This is a genomic window from Mesorhizobium sp. 2RAF45, assembly GCF_052115225.1.
GTDB lineage: Bacteria > Pseudomonadota > Alphaproteobacteria > Rhizobiales > Rhizobiaceae > Mesorhizobium > Mesorhizobium jarvisii.
In genome coordinates, this window is record NZ_JBFRGG010000001.1 from 663,231 (window position 1) to 679,942 (window position 16,712).

Consider the following 16,712-nt stretch of genomic DNA (forward strand, 5'->3'; position numbering starts at 1 on the left):
TGCTCCTCCGCGGTCACCAGGACTCCTGCCGAAGCCACTTCAGCGATAGCGTTATTCCAAATCAATATAGCGGCGATCGCCGCTTCTGTCAGCCATCGACCTCGAGCGGCAGGCCGGCGCCGGTGTTGGCCCGGTCGAAACTCACTGTCTTGACCACGGCGAAAACCTTGCCGCCGAGCCGCAGTTCCAGCGCCTGCCGCGACTGTTCGGTGATGCGGGCGAGCACGGTTGCGCCATTGCAATCGATGTCGACCTCGACCGCCGGCCCTTCGCCCGGGCGGATCGCAACGATCGTGCCGGGCAGGATGTTGAGCGCGCTGAGGCCTGTCGGCTTCTCCGCAGCGATCATCACATCACGGGCACGGATGCGGACACGCACGGGAGCCCCGGTTTTCATCGCCAGGCGCGGCACGCGGATCTCTCCGGCGGCCGAGACGAGCACGGTCATGCCGAAAGTCTCGTCGTGGCGCAGAACCTTGGTGTCCAGCACCGCACCGCCCTCGCCGCGCTCTTCCGTCGGCAGCAGGTCGAGCCTTTGCATCACCACTTGGGTCGGGCCACCGGCAACGACCTTGCCTTGCGCCAGCATCACCACGTCGCTCGCCAGCCGCGCCACCTCGGCGACCGAATGGCTGACATAGACGATCGGAATCTTCGTCTCATCGCGCAGCCGTTCGATATAGGGCAGGATCTCGGCCTTGCGCGCCTCGTCGAGCGATGCCAGCGGCTCGTCCATGAGCAACAATCTGGGGCTGGCGAGCAGCGCCCGGCCGATCGCCACGCGCTGCTTCTCGCCGCCCGAGAGCTTCACCGGGCGCCTGTTCAGCAGCGGGCCGATGCCGAGCAGGTCGACGACGGCATCCATGTCGGCGTAGCGCTCCTTGGCCGGCGTGAACCAGCGGCCGTAGCGCAGATTGCTGGCCACGCTCATATGGGGAAACAGGCGTGCGTCCTGGAACACCATGCCGATGCGGCGCCTGTGCTTCGGCACGAAAATGCCGGCATCGGTGTCGACCAGCGCACGGCCCTCCACCTCGATGCGGCCCTTGTCGGGTCGGATCAGCCCGGCGATCATGTTGATGAGCGTGGTCTTGCCCGAGCCGGATGGCCCGAACAGCGCGGTGAGCCGCCCGGCGCTCTCGAAGCGCGCCTCGATGGCGAAATCGCCGAGCCGGTGGCCGATGTCGACGCGGACGCTCATTCGATGTCCATCCGCCGCCCAACCCGTCGCGCCAGCACTTCCGAGGCGACCAAAGCCGCCATCGAGATGACGACCGAGATCAATGTCAGCCGCAATGCTCCCTCATCGCCACCCGGCACCTGCGTAAAAGTGTAGATCGCCGAGGGCAGCGTCTGCGTTTCGTTGGGGATGTTGGAGACGAAGGTGATGGTGGCGCCGAACTCGCCCATCGCCTTGGCGAAGGCCAGGATGGCGCCCGCGATCAGCCCGGGCAGGATCAGCGGTAGAGTGATGGTGGCAAACACCCACAAAGGATTGGCGCCAAGCGTGCCCGCCGCCGCCTCCATCTTGCGGTCCACCGCTTCGATCGACAGCCGGATTGCCCGCACCATCAGGGGAAAGCCCATGACGCCGCAGGCCAGTGCCGCACCCGTCCAGCGAAACGAGAAGACGATGCCGAAATGCTCGGCCAGGAAGGCCCCGGCCGGGCCGCGCTTGCCGAAGGTCAAAAGCAGGAGGTAGCCGGTCACGACAGGCGGCAGGATTAGCGGCAGGTGAACCACGCCGTTGAGCAGCGTCTTGCCCCAGAATTGTCCGCGGGCAAGCAGCAGCGCGATGGCTATGCCCGGCGGCAGGCTGGCGAGCATCGCCACGGTTGCCACCTTGATGGACAGCCGGACCGCATTCCATTCGTCGGGAGTGAGGTCCAGCAGCCAGGTCATATTGCGCTATCAGGCCCTGTTCAGTTGCTCGGCGTGAGCACGGTAAAACCCTGTTCCTTGAAGAGCGCGCCGGCCTTGGCGGACTGCAGGCATTTCAGGAAAGCCGTCGTATCCTTGTCCTTCGAATCGGCGGTCTGGGCAACCGGATAGATGATCGGCGGATGCGAATCCTCCGGGAAGGTGCCGACCACCTTGACGCCCTTGTCGGCATGCGCGTCGGTGGCATAGACGATGCCGAGAGCGGCCTCCCCTGTCGAAACCAGCTTGAGCGCCGCACGCACGTTCTCGGCCTGCGCCACCTTGCTTTCGACCGAGGACCAGACGCCGAGCGATTCCAGTGCCGCCTTGCCGTACTTGCCGGCCGGCACCGCCTTGAAGTCGCCCATGGCGAGCTTGCCGTCGCCGACCAGCTTGGCGAGGTCGAAACCCTTCTCGATCTTCGTCTCGACCGTCGAATCCTTTGGCGCTACCAGCACGATCTCGTTGCCGAGCAGCTTCACCTCGGTATCGGGCTTGGTCAGCTTCTTGTCGGAAAGATATTTCATCCAGTCGAGATCGGCCGAGATGAAGACGTCGGCCGGCGCTCCGCCTTCGATTTGCTTGGCCAGTGCCGAGCTTGCCGCATAGGAAACAGTCGCGGCCTCGCCGACATCGGCCTCGCAAGCCTTGTTGACCGCGTCGAGCGCGTCCTTGAGGCTGGCCGCCGCGAAAACCACGACCTTGTCTTGCGCATGTGCGGCCGGCATCGCTGCCATCGCCGTCGCCGCAAGACCGCCAATGGCGATCGCCTTCAACCCGAAGCCCTTGCGCGTCATCGAAAACTCTCCCTGGTTGGAAATCCGTGCGGCGCGAAGCCTGCCGATCGATATATCCGCATGAATATAACAAGGGAAGGCCCGGCGGCTCGCGAAAACGCCTATGCCCCACCGATCGTTCTGGTAAGACGAGCAGGAAACCCAATGCATGTCGCCCAAAAGTGACCTCGGTTTTGCGAGAACGGCCTGCATGAAAGCAACGGAGAGCCCAATGAAGATCAGCGCCGCAACGTGCTCAAGGGAACGATCACCGAGATCGTCAAAGGAGCCACCACGTCGCATGTCAGGATCGACATCGGCAGCGGCGCCATCGTCACCGCCTCGATCACCAACGAGGCCGTCGCCGACCTCAAGCTCGAAAAGGGCAAGCAGGCCTATGCCGTGGTCAAGGCCTCGGACGTAATGGTCGGCATCGACTGAGCCGTCTGCGGCTCAAACGGCGATGGGCGCCTTGATCGAGGCATCGGCGACATAGTTTTCCAGCCGGAAATCCTCGAAGCGGAAGGCGAACAGGTCCTTCACCTCCGGATTGATCCACATCGTCGGCAGCGCCCTCGGCGTGCGCTGCAATTGCTCGCGCGCCTGTTCAAAGTGGTTCGAATAGAGATGCGCATCGCCCAGCGTGTGGACGAAATCGCCCGGCTTCAGCCCGGTCACCTGCGCCACCATCAGCGTCAGCAGCGCGTAGGACGCGATGTTGAACGGCACGCCGAGGAAGATATCGGCCGAACGCTGGTAGAGCTGGCAGGACAGCCGGCCTTCGGACACGTAGAACTGGAACAGGCAGTGGCAGGGCGGCAGCGCCATCGCCTCCACCTCGGCCGGGTTCCAGGCCGAAACGATCAGCCGGCGCGATTGAGGATTGCGGCGTATCTCCTTGAGAAGGCCCGCGATCTGGTCGATCGAGCCGCCATGGCCGTCCGGCCAGGAACGCCACTGCCTGCCGTAAACGGGGCCAAGGTCGCCATTCTCGTCCGCCCATTCGTCCCAGATCGTGACGCCGTGGTCGGTCAGGTATTTGATGTTGGTGTCGCCGGCCAGGAACCACAGGAGCTCATGGATGATCGACTTCAGGTGCAGCTTCTTGGTCGTGGTGACCGGAAAGCCGCGCGCCAGGTCGAAACGCATCTGGTAGCCGAAGACGGAGCGCGTGCCGGTGCCGGTGCGGTCGCCGCGATCGGCGCCGTTGTCCAGCACATGCCGCAAGAGGTCGAGATATTGGCGCATCGGTCCAGCTCGATTCGAGATTTCACCAATCATAGCGCATGAGCGCGCCGGCGCCACGCCTGTCTGAGATTCTTTCCCCACCCGGACATGAAGCGGAGCGCTCTTCAGAACCCGCGCTGGCGGACCGAAAGCGCATAAAACCGTGCCGATCGGTCGCCAGAACAGAAATTGTCAGACCTCTCAGAGCGAGCCGAGTTTGCCCAGATCCTTGGCCACCAGATAATAGAAGGTCACGCGGCTCTTGGTGTTGTCGGCGTGCATCGCCTTGCAGGTCTTCTCGATCGACGCGTCGGCTTTCGCCCCATCGCTGACGCCGAGCTTCTTGGCCACCCAGCTCTCCTTGACGCGCTCGAGCTCCTTCGGGTCTGTGCAGGACACCAGCGAGGAATCGCGGTTCCTCAGCGCAATGCCCAGATGCTTGACGATCTTTTCGACCGCGTCGGCACTGGCGCCCGCGTCGTACTTCTTCACATCCGCAAGATAGTCGGCCATCAAAAATTCCCCTCGTCGGCGCCACGGATCCGATCGATGAGGGCTGTGGCGCGCTTCGCAATCCGTGCGCTAGGTCGGTTACTCCTCACCGCTCGCAAAGCTTCCGTTGTGACCGCGCCCAAGTCAACCCTTGCCGTCGCAATTTGACACAGGGACAAAGCCTCATTGCGGCCTTTCATTTCCGGCGAACGCCCCCTATATTCGATTTGTCGGCTTGACCGACTATGGCGATAAATGGGCGATGAAATAAGCCGTTCGGACCCGGGGGCGGTACCCGGCGCCTCCACCAAAAGCCGCTGTTGACGACAGAGCGGTTTTTGCTGGGGGCGAAATAGGATCGACGAAGGTGTAAAGATCGTACTTTTGCCCGGCATTGTACCACCGTCATCGGGCTAAACTTATAGTTGCCAACGACAACTATGCGGAAGCACGTCTCGCTGCTTAATGCAGTGCGATAGCTTCAAATCAAGCCCTAGGGGTTCGCACTTCTAGGCGGGGTTCGGAGGTACCTGGCAACAGAAACCTCCACTTCTCCCCTCCCTCGATCCACGTCATGCGCAACGGCCGCTTTTGCCGTCCGGACTTCGCACGGCCTCGGGCCGCTAAGCCGCCGCTCGCGTGTCTTTTTCTCCATGGGCAAAAATGCAAAACGATTCCGATCGACTCTTCGTGCTGACCGGTGGTCCGGGCTCCGGCAAGACCACTTTGATCACAGCCCTGCGTCGGGCGGGCTTTGCGACTTCCGTTGAAGCCGGACGCGGCATCATCCGCGACCAGTCCTCGATAGGCGGAACCGCCCTGCCCTGGAGCGACCGCGCGCTGTTCGCCGAACTCATGCTGTCGTGGGAGATGCGCTCATATCGGGACGCGATCGAGCAGAAGGGACCGGTTTTCTTCGATCGCGGCGTGCCGGACACGCTCGGCTATCTCAGGCTGAGCGGCCTGCCCGTGGCAGAACACATCAGTGCCGCCGCCAAGCGCCTGCGCTACAATCCGCGCGTGTTCGTCGCTCCGCCCTGGCCGGACATTTTTGCGCAGGACGAAGAACGCAAGCAGACTTCAGACGAGGCCGAGCGCACCTACCATGCGATGGCCGGCGTCTATACGGAGCTGGGTTACGAACTTGTTGCGCTGCCCCTGGTTCCGGTCGAGACACGGTTGCGTTTCGTATTGGCCGAGGCAGGGCTGAAATGAAAAGGCCGGGAAAACCCGGCCTTTTCATGCGCTTGCGAGCAGTGCCTATTCCGCCGGCGCTTCGACCGCCTCGCGCGAACGGCCGAGCGTGACCTTGGCCAGCGTGAAGGAAATTACCGCGCACAACGTGATGCCGGCGACCATTGGCAGCGGCGTGCCGTCGAAGAATACGCCGGCGACGCCCATGGCGAGCGCGCCGATGGCGAAGTGCAGCGTGCCCATCAGCGCCGAGGCCGTGCCGGCGATCTCGCCGTGCTCTTCCATGGCCAGCACCGAGGTGGTCGGAATGACCAGGCCAAGGAAGCCGTAGCCGACGAACAGCAGGGCTGCCATCACGTCGAGCCGATCGACGCCCGTCGCCATGATCGCGAGCAGCACCACCATCGTCGAGGCGTAGCCGGTCACCGCGACACGCACCACGCGCCGCAGCCCGAAACGCTCGGCCAGCAGGCCCGTCAGTTGCGACATGCCGATGAAGGCCACCGCATTGATCGAGAAGAACACGCTGTAGACCGAAGGCGACAGCCCGTAATGGTCGATCAGGATGAAGGACGAGCTCGACAGATAGACAAAAAAGCTCGCAATGCCGAAACCGGCGATCGCCACTAGGCCAAGGAAGTTGCGGTCACCCATCAGGAAGCGGTAGCCGGCAAGCGCGGTGCCGAAGGAGGAACCGACGCGCTCTGCCGCCGGCCGCGTTTCCTTGAGCGAGGTCGCGAGCAGGATGGTGGCAAGGGCCGCTGCCCCGGTCACTGTCCAGAACACGGCGCGCCAGCCGAAATTCTCGATGATCTGGCTGCCGGTCAGCGGCGCCAGGATCGGCGACACCGAAAACACCAGCATCAGCAAGGACATCAGCTTGGCCGCCTCATTGCCCGTATGCAGGTCGCGCACGATGGCGCGCGGCACGGCCATGCCGGCGCTGGCGCCGAGGCCCTGCAGGAAGCGGAAGGCGATCAGCCATTCGATGGTCGGCGCCATCGCCGAACCGATGCCGCCGACCATGAACAGCGCAAGACCGCCATAGAGCGGCAGCTTGCGGCCGACCATGTCGGAGATCGGCCCGACGACGATCTGGCCGAAGCCCATCGACAGGAAGAAGATCAGCAGGCTCATCTGCACGGCGGCGGTGCCGGCGTGCAGATCCGCGCCGATCGACGGCAAAGCGGGAAGATACATGTCGATCGCGAAGGGGCCGATGGCGGACAACAGGCCGAGCACGACCGCGATGCGGAGGAATTTGGGACTCATGATATTGGCTTCTTTCGAATCTGGTTGCCGCCGCCAAGCGACGTCTGACCTAGGACGTTCCATCCCGTGAGGTTCCGACACTCCAGCAGCGAATCTTGTCGTCTCCCGGCGCGAAATCTCTTTATCGCATGTCCACAAATTTAGACAGTCTTGTCTAAATCGTCAATCACCTCTATATAGATTTTGATGAGAGCGAGCGTTTCTCCTGACACTTTCCCGCCACGCGGCCATGAGGCCAAGCGCCTGTCGATCATCGACGCCGCCGCTGGCGTGTTCTGCCGCGAAGGCTTCGCCGGCGCCAATATCGACCTGATCGCCGCCGAGGCCGGCGTCTCGCGCCAGACCGTCTACAACCACCATGGCGACAAGGAAAAGCTCTTCATGGCCGTGGTGCGCGACCTCACCGATCGCTGCAATGTCGGCATCTTCGCCACCATTGCCACCTTTCCTGACCAGCCCGGCGATCTCGAAGCGGATTTGATCGGCTTTGCCGTGCGCCTGAATCAGAACTGCATCTGCAATCGCGACGGAAAATTCCTGCGCAAGTTGATCCAGACCGAAGGCGAACGCTACCCCGAACTGTTTGCCGAATGGCGCGAACAGGGTCCGGGCACGACGTTGCCGGCAATCGCCGCCCGCTTCGCCCGCCTCGCCTATGGCGGTTACCTGACGATCGACGACCCCGACGTCGCGGCGCGCCAGTTCTTCGGCCTGGTCAATGCCGAACTGCAGACCACCTTCATGCTCGGCGGCACGCCGCGCGAGGACGAAGTGGTGCAATCGGCGACGAATGGCGTGCGCACCTTCCTGCGCGCTTTCGGCAAGCGCCCTTCCCCGGGCAGCGTCAAAAAGCACACTGCGCTGGCCAACGCATAACATTTGCGATTGCCGGTAAGCCGACTTGCCGATCAAATCGTTGGCAATAGTCCTCGCTTCGACGCGACGGTGGGCTATATCAGGTTTACGCCGCGCTCAAGCTTGATTACAGCTATGCGGACGATTCAACGGAACCCGACCACCACATGGCCGACGACCACATCCGCTACGACATTCTGGCCCAGGAGGCGTTGCGCGGCGTCATGCGCAAGGTCCTGGCCGAGGTCGCACGCACCGGCCTCCCCGGCAACCATCATTTCTTCATCACCTTCCTGACCGGCGCGCCCGGCGTGCGCGTCTCGTCGCGCCTGCGCGAGCGCTATCCCGAGCAGATGACCATCGTCATCCAGTTCCAGTACTGGGACCTCAAGGTGACCGACACCGGCTTCGAGGTTGGCCTGTCCTTCTCGGACGTGCCGGAGAAACTTGAAATCCCGTTCTCGGCCGTGCGTGGCTTCTATGATCCCTCGGTGAATTTCGAGCTCGAGTTCGACGTCAAGACCGATGCGCAGCCTGAAGAGGAACCGGCCCAGCCGGCGCCCGAGACGCTGACCATCGTTTCCGAGAAGAAGCCGAAGGCCGAGAAAAAGGCTGCCGCCGAGCCGGAGAAGAAGCCCGCCGCGACCGAGGCCGGCGCCAAGGGCGCCGAAGTGGTTTCGCTCGACGCCTTCCGCAAGAAATAGGTTCGCGGTCCGCGCCATGGCCGACATCGTCAATCTCCGCCAGGCTCGCAAGCAGAAGGCGCGGGACGAGAAAACGCGCCTCGCCGAACAGAACCGGGCCCTGCATGGCCGTTCCAAGGCGGACAAGCAACGCGACCGGTTGAATGCCGACAAGGCTGAAAAATTTGTCGCCGGCCATCGCCTCGACCCGTCCGGCAAAGATAAGCAGTGAGTATTCGGCCGTGAGCGTCGTCGAAAAGCGCTCGGTGACCATTCGCGGCCATCGCACCAGCTATTCCCTCGAAAAGCCCTTCTATGACGACCTCGTCGCCATCGCGGCGGCGAGAAAGCTGACGCTGGCCGCGCTTGTCGCCGAAGTCGATGAGACACGGCCCCGCGAGACCAACCTGTCCTCGGCGCTGCGGCTGCATGTGCTGGAATGGGCGAAGCGCGGAGCCAGCTTGGACTAGACGCCCTCGACCGCGTCCGCCTTTTTCCCGCGCCTGGAACCGAAGCCAAGCAAGGTCGAACGGTCGCGTTCCTCGGCCTGTTTTCTCGACCGCACGCGCATCAGATCCTTCCAGCCGACATAGCCGACCAGTTGCAGGCTTTCGCGGGTCACGACTGGCAGATGCGAGACATTGGCCATCAACAGCTTGTCGGAGAGGCCTTCGAGATACTCCTCGGGAAAAGCGAGCGTCACCTTGCTTCCAGCAAGCAGGTCGCCGAGCGTCGTCGTCCTGTGCTTGCCGGCACGGCGCCAGCGCAGGATAGCCGGCGGATCGATGAGACCGAGCACCCGCCTGTTCTCGTCGATCACCGGGAAGCTCGGATGCCGGGTTTCCGGCGCGGTCAGGAAGGCGGCGGCGCCATGCAGCGTCATCGTCGCCGGCACGCTCTCGACCTGCGCCGTCATCACCTCGCGCACCCTGGTCAGCGCGAACGGGTCGACGCGGTATTCGCGCACGAGGTGGTGCCCTCGCCTGGCTATCTTTTCGGTCAGGATCGACCGCTTCATCAGGAGCACGGTGACGGCATGCGCCGCGGCACAAGCCGCGATCAGCGGCACCAGCACATGCGTGTTGCCGGTCAGTTCCACGGCGAAGAACGTCGCCGTCAGCGGTGCCCGCATCGTGCCGCCCATGGTCGCCGACATTGCAAGCAGCGCCCAGAAGCCGGGATCCGCCGCGGGCAGGATGCCGGCGAGCACCGCCCCCATTGCGCCACCCATGATCAACAGCGGCGCCAGCACGCCCCCTGATGTTCCCGAACCGAGCGCCACCGACCAGATGATGGCCTTGACCGCCAACAGCAGCAGTGCGGCGGCTGCGACCGTTCGACCATCCAGCATGTCGGCGATGTTGTCGTAACCAACGCCGAGCGCCCGCGGCTCGATCAGCCCGCCGATGCCGACCACCAGGCCGCCGATCATCGGCCACCACATCCAGTGGATGGGCAGTTTCTGGAAGGCGTCCTCGCAGGCATAGACCATCTGGGTGAGCAGCCCCGACAAGAGGCCGGCGCAGATGCCGACCAGAACCCAGCCGCCAAGCCCCACGAACGAGATCGCCATGCTGCCTTGAAACGGAAAGATCGGCTGAGGCAGATGCAGCGCGGTACGCTCGACCTCGGCAATGATCGCCGCAACCGCCACGGGGATGAAGGAGCGCGGCGTCCATTCGAACAGCAGCAGTTCCACCGCCAGCATGATGGCCGCGATCGGCGTCCCGAACACGGTGGTCATGCCCGCTGCCGCGCCTGCCACCAGCAGCGTCTTGCGTTCGTTGTCGGTGACCGGCAGCATCTGCGCGATCAGCGAGCCGATCGCGCCGCCGGTCATGATGATCGGGCCCTCGGCGCCGAACGGCCCGCCGGAGCCGATCGAGATCGCCGACGACAACGGCTTCAGGATCGCCACTTTGGCATCGAGCTTCGAGCGCCCGAGCAGGATCGCCTCGATCGCTTCGGGAATGCCATGGCCACGGATCTTCTCGCTGCCATATCTAGCCATCAGGCCGATGATCAGGGCGCCGATGACCGGCACCACCACCGCGGCAAGCCCAAGCGGCGTATCCTGCAATTTCAGCTCGGCGAACGTGAACTGGCCGAAATAGGCAACGTTGGTGGCAAGCCGGATCAGTTTCAAAAGCACGATACCGGCGAACAGCCCCGCCGTGGCGACCACCACGGCGATGGTCGCGATGGTCAATACCCGCGCGTCGGTGGTGAAATCCCTGAGATGGCTGTTTTCGGAGGGCTTCATGGCGGGCTTTCTGGCGGCGGCCGGATCTCGAATATGCGGCACGGCGAAGACGCCGGCCGGCTTGTCGGCTCGCTATGTATCGTAACACGATATAAATTCAAGCTGGTTTTGCATCAAAACCGTTTGAGCCTTTGGCCGGAATGGAACAAATGTCTGGAATGACGCAGCCCGGAAAATCTCGCCCCGCCATCGAACTGGCCGACTACCAGCGGCTGTCCGAGTTTCGCTATCTGATCCGCCGCTTCCTCGAATTCAGTCAGCTGCAGGCGGAAGATGCCGGCCTGACGCCGCGCCAGCATCAGGCCTTGCTGGCGATCAAGGGCTATCCGGGCGGCGGATCGGTGACGGTCGGCGATCTGGCGGAGCGCCTGCGCATCCGCCATCACAGCGCCGTCGAGCTGATCAATCGTCTGAGCGACGCCGGACTGGTCGTGCGGGACCAGGACAAGGACGACCATCGCCGCGTGCTGCTGCGGCTGACCGAACGCGCCGACGATTGCCTGGCCGAACTGTCAGCGGCGCATCTCGATGAGCTTTCGCGCATCGAGCCCATGCTGAGGCGCTTACTCGATCAGGGCCGCGAGTGACGCTTCGGCATCCTGCGCTGGATGGCACCTTTATTTTTCGGGCGCCCGCATCTTTTGGCTTCCCGGCATCGTCTAGGCGATGAGAGGCCCAAAGGGCGCAAGGCAATCGAGAGGAAGACCTGCGATGAAACGCCATCTGATACTCTACAAGATGAAGCCCGAACGAGCCGATGAGAACGAGCGGCTGATCCAGGCCGTTTTCCAGGAATTGCGCGACAAATCGCCGGACGGCGTCCGCTACATGACGTTGCGCGCCGCCGATGGGACATTCATCCACCTGGTCGAAACGCACACCGATGCGCATTCTGATAGCATCACCGGCCTGGCCACATTCGAGGCTTTTCAAAGCGGCTTCAGGGATCGCTGCAGCGAACCTCCGCAACGCGACGAGGTGACCGTGGTGGGCAGCTACCGGATGCTGAATGCGTGATCGAGGAAGATGAGGTCACAGAACGGAGGCTCATGAACATTCCCATTCCTGGCGGGCAGCATGGGCTCTTTGAGCGCCTGTTTGGGGAATTGCGCCCCAAGCTGCACCGCTACTGTGCCCGCATGACCGGCTCGGTCTTCGATGGCGAGGATGTGTTGCAGGAGGCGCTGGCCAAGGCGATCGAGGCCCTGTCCGTTGCCGGCCCGATCGCCAACCCGGAAGGCTGGCTGTTTCGCATCGCCCACAATGCGGCGCTCGATTTCCTGCGCCGCCGCGCCCGCGAAAAGGCCTATTCCGACGAGGATTTGGACATGATCGCCGACCCGGCGAATCCCACCATCGATCGCCAGGCCGCTTCCGCGGGGCTGCATACTTTCATGCGCCTTCCCGTCACGCAGCGAAGCAGCGTCATCATGATGGACGTTCTGGGCTATTCCCTGCAGGAGATCAGCGCCACGCTCGATACCAGCATCCCCGCGGTCAAGGCCGCGCTGCATCGCGGCCGCGACCGCCTGCGCCAGATTGCGCACGAGCCCGACGACCGCCCTCTCCCGAGACTGGGCGCCGCGGAACGTCAGTTGCTCAACGCCTACATCGATCGCTTCAATGCCCGTGATTTCGACGCGGTGCGCGACATGCTGGCAGAAGAGGTGCGGCTCGAACTGGTAGCCAAGACACGGCTCAACGGCCGCAAGGAAGTCGGCACCTATTTCGGCAACTATTCCCGGGTGCGCGATTGGCATCTCGTGCCCGGCTTCGTTGAAAACAGGCCAGCAATCCTCGTCCGCGACCCCAACGACCCGACGGCCCGACCCGCCTATTTCATCCTGCTGGCCTGGCACGACGGCAGGCTCGCCGCCATCCGCGATTTCCGCCACGCCCGCTATATCGCCGACAGCGCCGAACTGCTCGTTCTTTGAAACGATTTCGGGACGGGAAGGCCTCGCCCTACTGCCCTACTGCCCTACTGCCCTACTGCCCTACTGCTACTGCAACGACTTCAACAAATTGTCGATCGTGAACGGATTGGACTTCGGCTTGGCTGGCGGCGGCGGGTTGTCGTTGGCTTCCGGCAACGGCTCAGGCTCGGCCTTGGGCGCCTGTTCGGCGGCCTTGCGCTCGGCTTCCAGCCTGGCCTTTTCCTGCGTGGCGATGCGCATCGCCTCTTCCGCCTTCTGCCTCTCCTGCTCCGCCTTGGCCGCTTCGTCGGCGGCCTTCTGCTCGGCCGCGGCCTTGGAATCGGCATCAGCCTTTGCCTTTGCATCCGCTTCGGCCTTGGCCTTGGCATCAGCGTCCGCTTGGGCCTTCGCCTCTGCGTCGGCCTTCGCCTTGGCCTCCGCTTCGGCCTGCGCCTGGGCCTCGGCCTCCGCTTTCGCCTTGGCGTCGGCCTCCGCTTTCAGCCGCGCCGCCTCTTCTTGCTGGCGCAGTTCCTCGGCAGCCTTGTCGCGCGCGTCCTGCAGTGCCGCGTAATAGCGGACTTCGCGCCGCAGGCGCTGCTTCTCCAGCAACGCCGCCTGCATCGCCTCGACGCGCTGCTGCTCCTTCTCCAGCGCGCGCTGGGTCAGGAACTGCGCCAAAGGCTCGCTGTCGAACTGCCGTTTGACGGCGCCGAACGGCCCCTCGGCGGTGAAATTGACGATCGGTTCGGAACCGACCAGCGCCTCGTCGCCGGGCCGATAGGTAATGGCGCCCTTGGCGGAAACCGTGCTGGTGTTGAGATCGGCCGTGACATCGGCGGACAAGGTCGCCGCCGGGTTTTCGAGGCTGATCGGCGGTACCCTCAGCGTGCCGCCGGCAATCGTGAAAGCGATGTCGGCATTCCCGGCGGGGAAATTGCCATCGGCAGCGACCTCGGGCGCAAAGCCCGCTGTCTTGGCCGCGTCGATGTCGCGCCCGATCTCGTCCGCCTTGGCCAGCAAAGCGTTGAACGCATCGGGATTGACGCCCGCCACCTGCAACCCCTTGAGCGTCGCCGTGCCGGACCCCGACAGGGCGGCGATCATCGCTTCGACCGACTTGCCGCTGGTCGACAGCGTCGTCGAGAAATCGCCGACGCCGCCGATTCCGGTATCCGGCAGCACGTTCGCCAGATCGGCGCCAGCCAGCTTCATCTGGCCAGTGAAAAGCCCGGTGCCCTCATTGTTCTTCAATTCGAACAGGCCGGTCAGCGCTCCGCCAAGAAATTTCGCCTTCAGGTCCGAAACGCGGATGCCTTCCTGGTCGAGCCTCAGCGAAAAAGCGGCGTCATAGGCGGTGGCGAACGATCCGGCGGCAAGCGCCGCCGTCGTCAGGTCGAGTGCGGCGGTAAACGGCAGGCTGGACTTCTGGCTGAAGGGTGCTGCCGGCCAGGAGCCGCTCTTGTCGCTCGCGGTCTTGTCAGCCGCATTTTTGTCGGCGCCGTCTTTGTCAACAAGGAAAGCGGAATCGCCGAACAGCGCCACGGCCATCGGATCGAGATCGAGCTCGTCGAGTGCCAGCGCGCCCGCCAGATGCAGCACGCCGTCCTTGGCGTCGATGTTGACGTCGCCGGACACCGCCGCCTCGTTGATCGCGCCGCTGACATTGTCCAGCACCAGCAGGCCGTTGCCGTAATCGCCCTGCGCCGAAAGCGACGTCGACATGCCCGCCCCCATGCCCGGCAGGCCGATGCCCGACGTCATCAGCCACGGTTCGATGTCGGCCGCATCGAGATTGATCTTGCCCTTGGCGGCAGGCCCTTGCGGCGTGTCGGCAACGGTTCCCTCGAAGCTGGCCTTGAAGTCATTGCCGGCAAGGCTAAAAGTCGTCGCCAGCCCACCGCCCAATGTGCCTTTGGCCTGAATGTCGGTTGTTGCCTCGCCCAGCATGCCGAGCGGCAGCGCCGGCAGGCCGTAAAGCGCGAGCAGCGCGGTGGCGTCGGGGTTCTTGGCGTTGAAGGTCAGTGTCACCGGCGCCTCGAGAAGCTTGTCCGGCGCGCCCTTCCCCGACAGCGAGGCCGAAAAGGCCGAGCCGCCGGCCTTGCCCTGCCCACTCACCGCCAGGCCGGTCGTGCCATCGCCATTGTCGGCGGCACTCGCCACAAGGTCGACGCGTGCATCCTGGAACAGGTCGGGATAGGCGGCAGCGCGGCTCGCCAGCCCCTTCAGCACCGCATTGTCCGGATAATGCTGCGCGGCGACGTCGATCAGCGGCTTGAGGTCCACAGCGACAACCGATGCGTCGAGCTTGCCGGTCGGGCTCGCCGGGAAATCCTTGATCCGGCCCGTGGCGCTGATCGAGGCGCCGGCCAGTCCGCCGACCGACAGCCGATCGACTTCAAGCAAGCCGTCACGCAGCCTGAGCGCGGTATCGACCGTGTCGGCGGTCAACCCGCCGGCGCTGACCGGCCCGGCCTTGATCTGGAAATCGAGATCGCGGTCGGCAAAGCGGTTGGCGCCCTTGTCGCTGACGAAGATCGAGGCGAAGGCCGCCAGCCCATCGACATCGAGTTCACCGCCTTCGAGCCGCATCAGCACCGATGGCCTGGCTTCGTCAGGCTGGCTGGAATCGATACGGCCGGAGAATTTCGCTTTGCCCAGGATCAGTTCGAGATCGCTGAAGGCCTGGCGCTTTTCGGTCAGGTCGACCTTGGCCTTGAAGCCTGCGGCGGGCAGACGGCGGATCGCCTCGTCGACATCTTTCGACAGCCAGGCGGCAAAACCGGATGGTTGCGCCACGGCCAGCAGCAGCGAGCCGGTGAAGCCGAAATGGCCCTCGACGCTGAGCATGCCATCGGCTTCCAGCGTGGTGCGTCCGGGCAAGGTCGCGGCCAGCGATTTCACCGACCAGCCGCCCTCGGCCGGCTCGGCGGACAGATGCACGTCGCGCACCGTGGTGTCGCCGGCCACCACGGCCGGCAGCTTGACCTCGACGGTGCCGGGGATGGTCGGCTTCGGCAGAGCGATCAGCGCCTGCTCGAGCCCGGCAATGCGCTGGTCGAGCGTCAGGCCGGCGCCGGCCTCTGCGCCCACGGCCTCGTCGAACTGCACCTGCGCGCCATTGGCCTCGATGGCGAAATTCGGCTTCTGGCCGAGATCGACAGAAGCCTTGCCGTCGGCCGTGTAGGGATTGTCCAGCGGTCCCGTCTCGAAACGGAACTCGTCGACGCCAAGCTTCTGGTGGTCAAGCGAGAACTTGCCGTTCAACCGAAAGCCCGGATCGGGCTTGCCGGCGCTGACCTTCACCGTCTCGCCATCGGTGCCGCGCAATTGGGCTGAATTCTTATCGGCGCCGGAGATCTTGAACTGGCCGGAATAGACAGCGGCACCCTTGACGATGCCGGCATTACCGTCGGTTTCGATCACCAGCGGATAGGCGTCGGGATCGGCCTTCAGCCGCAGCCGCATCTGGCCGTTGCCTTCGGCCTTGCCGGTCGACGCCGCGACCGTGGTGCGCAATCCGTCGAGCCGCAACGTGCCGTCCATGCGCCACGGGCCGGCCAGCGACTTGGCCGAAATGGTCGAATTGATCTCGGAGAAGATATGGCTGCGTCCGCCGGCGGCATGGCGCAGTTCGATCTGCCCTTCCGTCACCGTCAGCTTCTCGATCGAGATCTGGTTGAGGTCGAAGGGCGAGGACGGCCGCATCGCCCAGTCGACGGTGCCGTCATTGGCAATATCGATGGTCGCCTTCGGATGCACCAGCCGCATGTCGAAGATCAGCACCTCGCCGCGCAGGAAGGGCGCCAGTTCCGCATCCATCGAAAACGTCTCGACGGTCATGGCCGGCTGGCCATTGGGGCCACCGGCAACGGCAACGTTGGAGAAGGTCACCGACGGGAACGGCAACAGCCTTGCCGTGGCGTCGCCCTGCACGGTCACCTTGCGGCCAAGAATGGCGCTTGCCTCGCGCTCGAACTGGGCGCGGTAGCCGGTCCAGTCGACAAAGTACGGAACAACCAGCGCCGCGCACAGCACCAGCACGAACAGGCCACCGAAGATCACGAACAGGCGTGCGAGCATCAGCTCCGAACAGGTTGATTGAAATTCAGCCGCA

At 64.0% G+C, this 16,712-nt stretch carries 17 protein-coding genes and 1 other RNA gene; 10 read left to right on the forward strand and 8 right to left on the reverse strand.

Annotation, left to right across the window (positions count from 1 at the left end):
• Nucleotides 1-88 precede the first annotated feature (88 nt).
• The 3 genes from modC to modA are packed head-to-tail and all read right to left on the reverse strand — an operon-like array spanning nt 89 to nt 2,717.
• The gene (gene modC, locus AB4Z43_RS03280) at nt 89-1,201 is read right to left on the reverse strand and encodes a molybdenum ABC transporter ATP-binding protein (RefSeq protein WP_441935888.1); all 1,113 of its coding nucleotides are present in this window, start codon (nt 1,199-1,201) and stop codon (nt 89-91) included.
• Nucleotides 1,198-1,902 carry a molybdate ABC transporter permease subunit gene (gene modB / locus AB4Z43_RS03285; RefSeq protein WP_038647670.1) on the reverse strand — a complete coding sequence of 235 codons (705 nt, stop codon included), beginning with the start codon at nt 1,900-1,902 and terminating at the stop codon, nt 1,198-1,200. The genes modC and modB overlap by 4 nt, the downstream gene beginning before the upstream one ends.
• 20 nt (nt 1,903-1,922) lie before the next feature.
• Complete coding sequence (modA, locus tag AB4Z43_RS03290; RefSeq protein ID WP_019859025.1) at nt 1,923-2,717, reverse strand: molybdate ABC transporter substrate-binding protein; 795 nt, start codon at nt 2,715-2,717, stop codon at nt 1,923-1,925.
• 231 nt (nt 2,718-2,948) lie between these two features.
• On the opposite strand from modA, the gene AB4Z43_RS03295 reads away from it, so the two are divergent.
• Entirely contained in the window at nt 2,949-3,137 is a 189-nt protein-coding gene (locus AB4Z43_RS03295) for a TOBE domain-containing protein (protein WP_441935891.1), read from the forward strand.
• Nucleotides 3,138-3,149: 12 nt separating this feature from the next.
• On the opposite strand, the gene AB4Z43_RS03300 is transcribed toward AB4Z43_RS03295, so the two are convergent.
• Together AB4Z43_RS03300 and AB4Z43_RS03305 are read right to left on the reverse strand one after the other, a co-directional pair.
• Nucleotides 3,150-3,944, reverse strand: a complete 795-nt coding sequence (locus tag AB4Z43_RS03300) for a thymidylate synthase (protein ID WP_019859027.1) — start codon at nt 3,942-3,944, stop codon at nt 3,150-3,152.
• Nucleotides 3,945-4,124: 180 nt separating this feature from the next.
• Nucleotides 4,125-4,436 carry a DUF2853 family protein gene (locus AB4Z43_RS03305; RefSeq protein WP_064983857.1) on the reverse strand — a complete coding sequence of 104 codons (312 nt, stop codon included), beginning with the start codon at nt 4,434-4,436 and terminating at the stop codon, nt 4,125-4,127.
• Between the two features lie 169 nt (nt 4,437-4,605).
• Here AB4Z43_RS03305 and ssrA point away from each other — a divergent pair.
• Together ssrA and AB4Z43_RS03315 are read left to right on the forward strand one after the other, a co-directional pair.
• Nucleotides 4,606-4,966, forward strand: a transfer-messenger RNA (tmRNA) gene (gene ssrA / locus AB4Z43_RS03310).
• Nucleotides 4,967-5,078: 112 nt separating this feature from the next.
• Nucleotides 5,079-5,630 (forward strand): AAA family ATPase, encoded by a 552-nt coding sequence (locus tag AB4Z43_RS03315; RefSeq protein WP_038647676.1) that lies wholly within the window; start codon nt 5,079-5,081, stop codon nt 5,628-5,630.
• A gap of 45 nt (nt 5,631-5,675) precedes the next feature.
• Here AB4Z43_RS03315 and AB4Z43_RS03320 read toward each other — a convergent pair whose 3' ends face one another.
• Nucleotides 5,676-6,881: a multidrug effflux MFS transporter gene (locus AB4Z43_RS03320; RefSeq protein WP_019859029.1), complete on the reverse strand. Its 1,206-nt coding sequence runs from the start codon at nt 6,879-6,881 to the stop codon at nt 5,676-5,678.
• A gap of 186 nt (nt 6,882-7,067) precedes the next feature.
• Between AB4Z43_RS03320 and AB4Z43_RS03325 the strand changes: the two genes are divergently transcribed.
• The 4 genes from AB4Z43_RS03325 (at nt 7,068) to AB4Z43_RS03340 (ending at nt 8,889) form a co-directional block, all read left to right on the forward strand.
• A complete protein-coding gene (locus tag AB4Z43_RS03325; protein ID WP_441935893.1) occupies nt 7,068-7,757 on the forward strand; it encodes a TetR/AcrR family transcriptional regulator in 690 nt (229 codons plus the stop codon).
• 146 nt (nt 7,758-7,903) lie between these two features.
• Entirely contained in the window at nt 7,904-8,440 is a 537-nt protein-coding gene (locus tag AB4Z43_RS03330; RefSeq protein WP_019859031.1) for an SspB family protein, read from the forward strand.
• A gap of 16 nt (nt 8,441-8,456) precedes the next feature.
• On the forward strand, nt 8,457-8,651 hold the full coding sequence (locus AB4Z43_RS03335) for a DUF4169 family protein (RefSeq protein ID WP_441935895.1): 195 nt from the start codon (nt 8,457-8,459) through the stop codon (nt 8,649-8,651).
• 10 nt (nt 8,652-8,661) lie between these two features.
• The gene (locus AB4Z43_RS03340; RefSeq protein WP_019859034.1) at nt 8,662-8,889 is read left to right on the forward strand and encodes a ribbon-helix-helix domain-containing protein; all 228 of its coding nucleotides are present in this window, start codon (nt 8,662-8,664) and stop codon (nt 8,887-8,889) included.
• Here the strand turns inward: AB4Z43_RS03340 and AB4Z43_RS03345 are convergent.
• Entirely contained in the window at nt 8,886-10,682 is a 1,797-nt protein-coding gene (locus AB4Z43_RS03345; RefSeq protein WP_083246787.1) for a chloride channel protein, read from the reverse strand. The genes AB4Z43_RS03340 and AB4Z43_RS03345 overlap by 4 nt on opposite strands.
• Nucleotides 10,683-10,822: 140 nt before the next feature.
• Here AB4Z43_RS03345 and AB4Z43_RS03350 point away from each other — a divergent pair, with 140 nt between their 5' ends.
• The 3 genes from AB4Z43_RS03350 to AB4Z43_RS03360 all read left to right on the forward strand — a co-directional run bounded on the left by AB4Z43_RS03350 (nt 10,823) and on the right by AB4Z43_RS03360 (nt 12,619).
• Nucleotides 10,823-11,269 (forward strand): MarR family winged helix-turn-helix transcriptional regulator, encoded by a 447-nt coding sequence (locus AB4Z43_RS03350; protein ID WP_019859036.1) that lies wholly within the window; start codon nt 10,823-10,825, stop codon nt 11,267-11,269.
• A gap of 124 nt (nt 11,270-11,393) precedes the next feature.
• Nucleotides 11,394-11,699 carry a hypothetical protein gene (locus tag AB4Z43_RS03355; RefSeq protein WP_441935898.1) on the forward strand — a complete coding sequence of 102 codons (306 nt, stop codon included), beginning with the start codon at nt 11,394-11,396 and terminating at the stop codon, nt 11,697-11,699.
• A 32-nt stretch (nt 11,700-11,731) separates the two neighbouring features.
• The gene (locus AB4Z43_RS03360) at nt 11,732-12,619 is read left to right on the forward strand and encodes a sigma-70 family RNA polymerase sigma factor (RefSeq protein WP_441935900.1); all 888 of its coding nucleotides are present in this window, start codon (nt 11,732-11,734) and stop codon (nt 12,617-12,619) included.
• A 66-nt stretch (nt 12,620-12,685) separates the two neighbouring features.
• Here AB4Z43_RS03360 and AB4Z43_RS03365 read toward each other — a convergent pair whose 3' ends face one another.
• Complete coding sequence (locus AB4Z43_RS03365) at nt 12,686-16,678, reverse strand: AsmA family protein (RefSeq protein WP_441935902.1); 3,993 nt, start codon at nt 16,676-16,678, stop codon at nt 12,686-12,688.
• Between the last annotated feature and the right edge of the window lie 34 nt (nt 16,679-16,712).

Excerpts from the sequence above, each read along its gene's own strand:
- modC (WP_441935888.1), bottom strand. The coding sequence starts at position 1,201 with ATGAGCGTCCGCGTCGACATCGGCCACCGGCTCGGCGATTTCGCCATC.
- modB (WP_038647670.1), bottom strand. The coding sequence starts at position 1,902 with ATGACCTGGCTGCTGGACCTCACTCCCGACGAATGGAATGCGGTCCGG.
- modA (WP_019859025.1), bottom strand. The coding sequence starts at position 2,717 with ATGACGCGCAAGGGCTTCGGGTTGAAGGCGATCGCCATTGGCGGTCTT.
- AB4Z43_RS03300 (WP_019859027.1), bottom strand. The coding sequence starts at position 3,944 with ATGCGCCAATATCTCGACCTCTTGCGGCATGTGCTGGACAACGGCGCC.
- AB4Z43_RS03305 (WP_064983857.1), bottom strand. The coding sequence starts at position 4,436 with ATGGCCGACTATCTTGCGGATGTGAAGAAGTACGACGCGGGCGCCAGT.
- AB4Z43_RS03315 (WP_038647676.1), top strand. The coding sequence starts at position 5,079 with ATGCAAAACGATTCCGATCGACTCTTCGTGCTGACCGGTGGTCCGGGC.
- AB4Z43_RS03320 (WP_019859029.1), bottom strand. The coding sequence starts at position 6,881 with ATGAGTCCCAAATTCCTCCGCATCGCGGTCGTGCTCGGCCTGTTGTCC.
- AB4Z43_RS03325 (WP_441935893.1), top strand. The coding sequence starts at position 7,068 with ATGAGAGCGAGCGTTTCTCCTGACACTTTCCCGCCACGCGGCCATGAG.
- AB4Z43_RS03330 (WP_019859031.1), top strand. The coding sequence starts at position 7,904 with ATGGCCGACGACCACATCCGCTACGACATTCTGGCCCAGGAGGCGTTG.
- AB4Z43_RS03335 (WP_441935895.1), top strand. The coding sequence starts at position 8,457 with ATGGCCGACATCGTCAATCTCCGCCAGGCTCGCAAGCAGAAGGCGCGG.
- AB4Z43_RS03345 (WP_083246787.1), bottom strand. The coding sequence starts at position 10,682 with ATGAAGCCCTCCGAAAACAGCCATCTCAGGGATTTCACCACCGACGCG.
- AB4Z43_RS03350 (WP_019859036.1), top strand. The coding sequence starts at position 10,823 with ATGGAACAAATGTCTGGAATGACGCAGCCCGGAAAATCTCGCCCCGCC.
- AB4Z43_RS03355 (WP_441935898.1), top strand. The coding sequence starts at position 11,394 with ATGAAACGCCATCTGATACTCTACAAGATGAAGCCCGAACGAGCCGAT.
- AB4Z43_RS03360 (WP_441935900.1), top strand. The coding sequence starts at position 11,732 with ATGAACATTCCCATTCCTGGCGGGCAGCATGGGCTCTTTGAGCGCCTG.
- AB4Z43_RS03365 (WP_441935902.1), bottom strand. The coding sequence starts at position 16,678 with ATGCTCGCACGCCTGTTCGTGATCTTCGGTGGCCTGTTCGTGCTGGTG.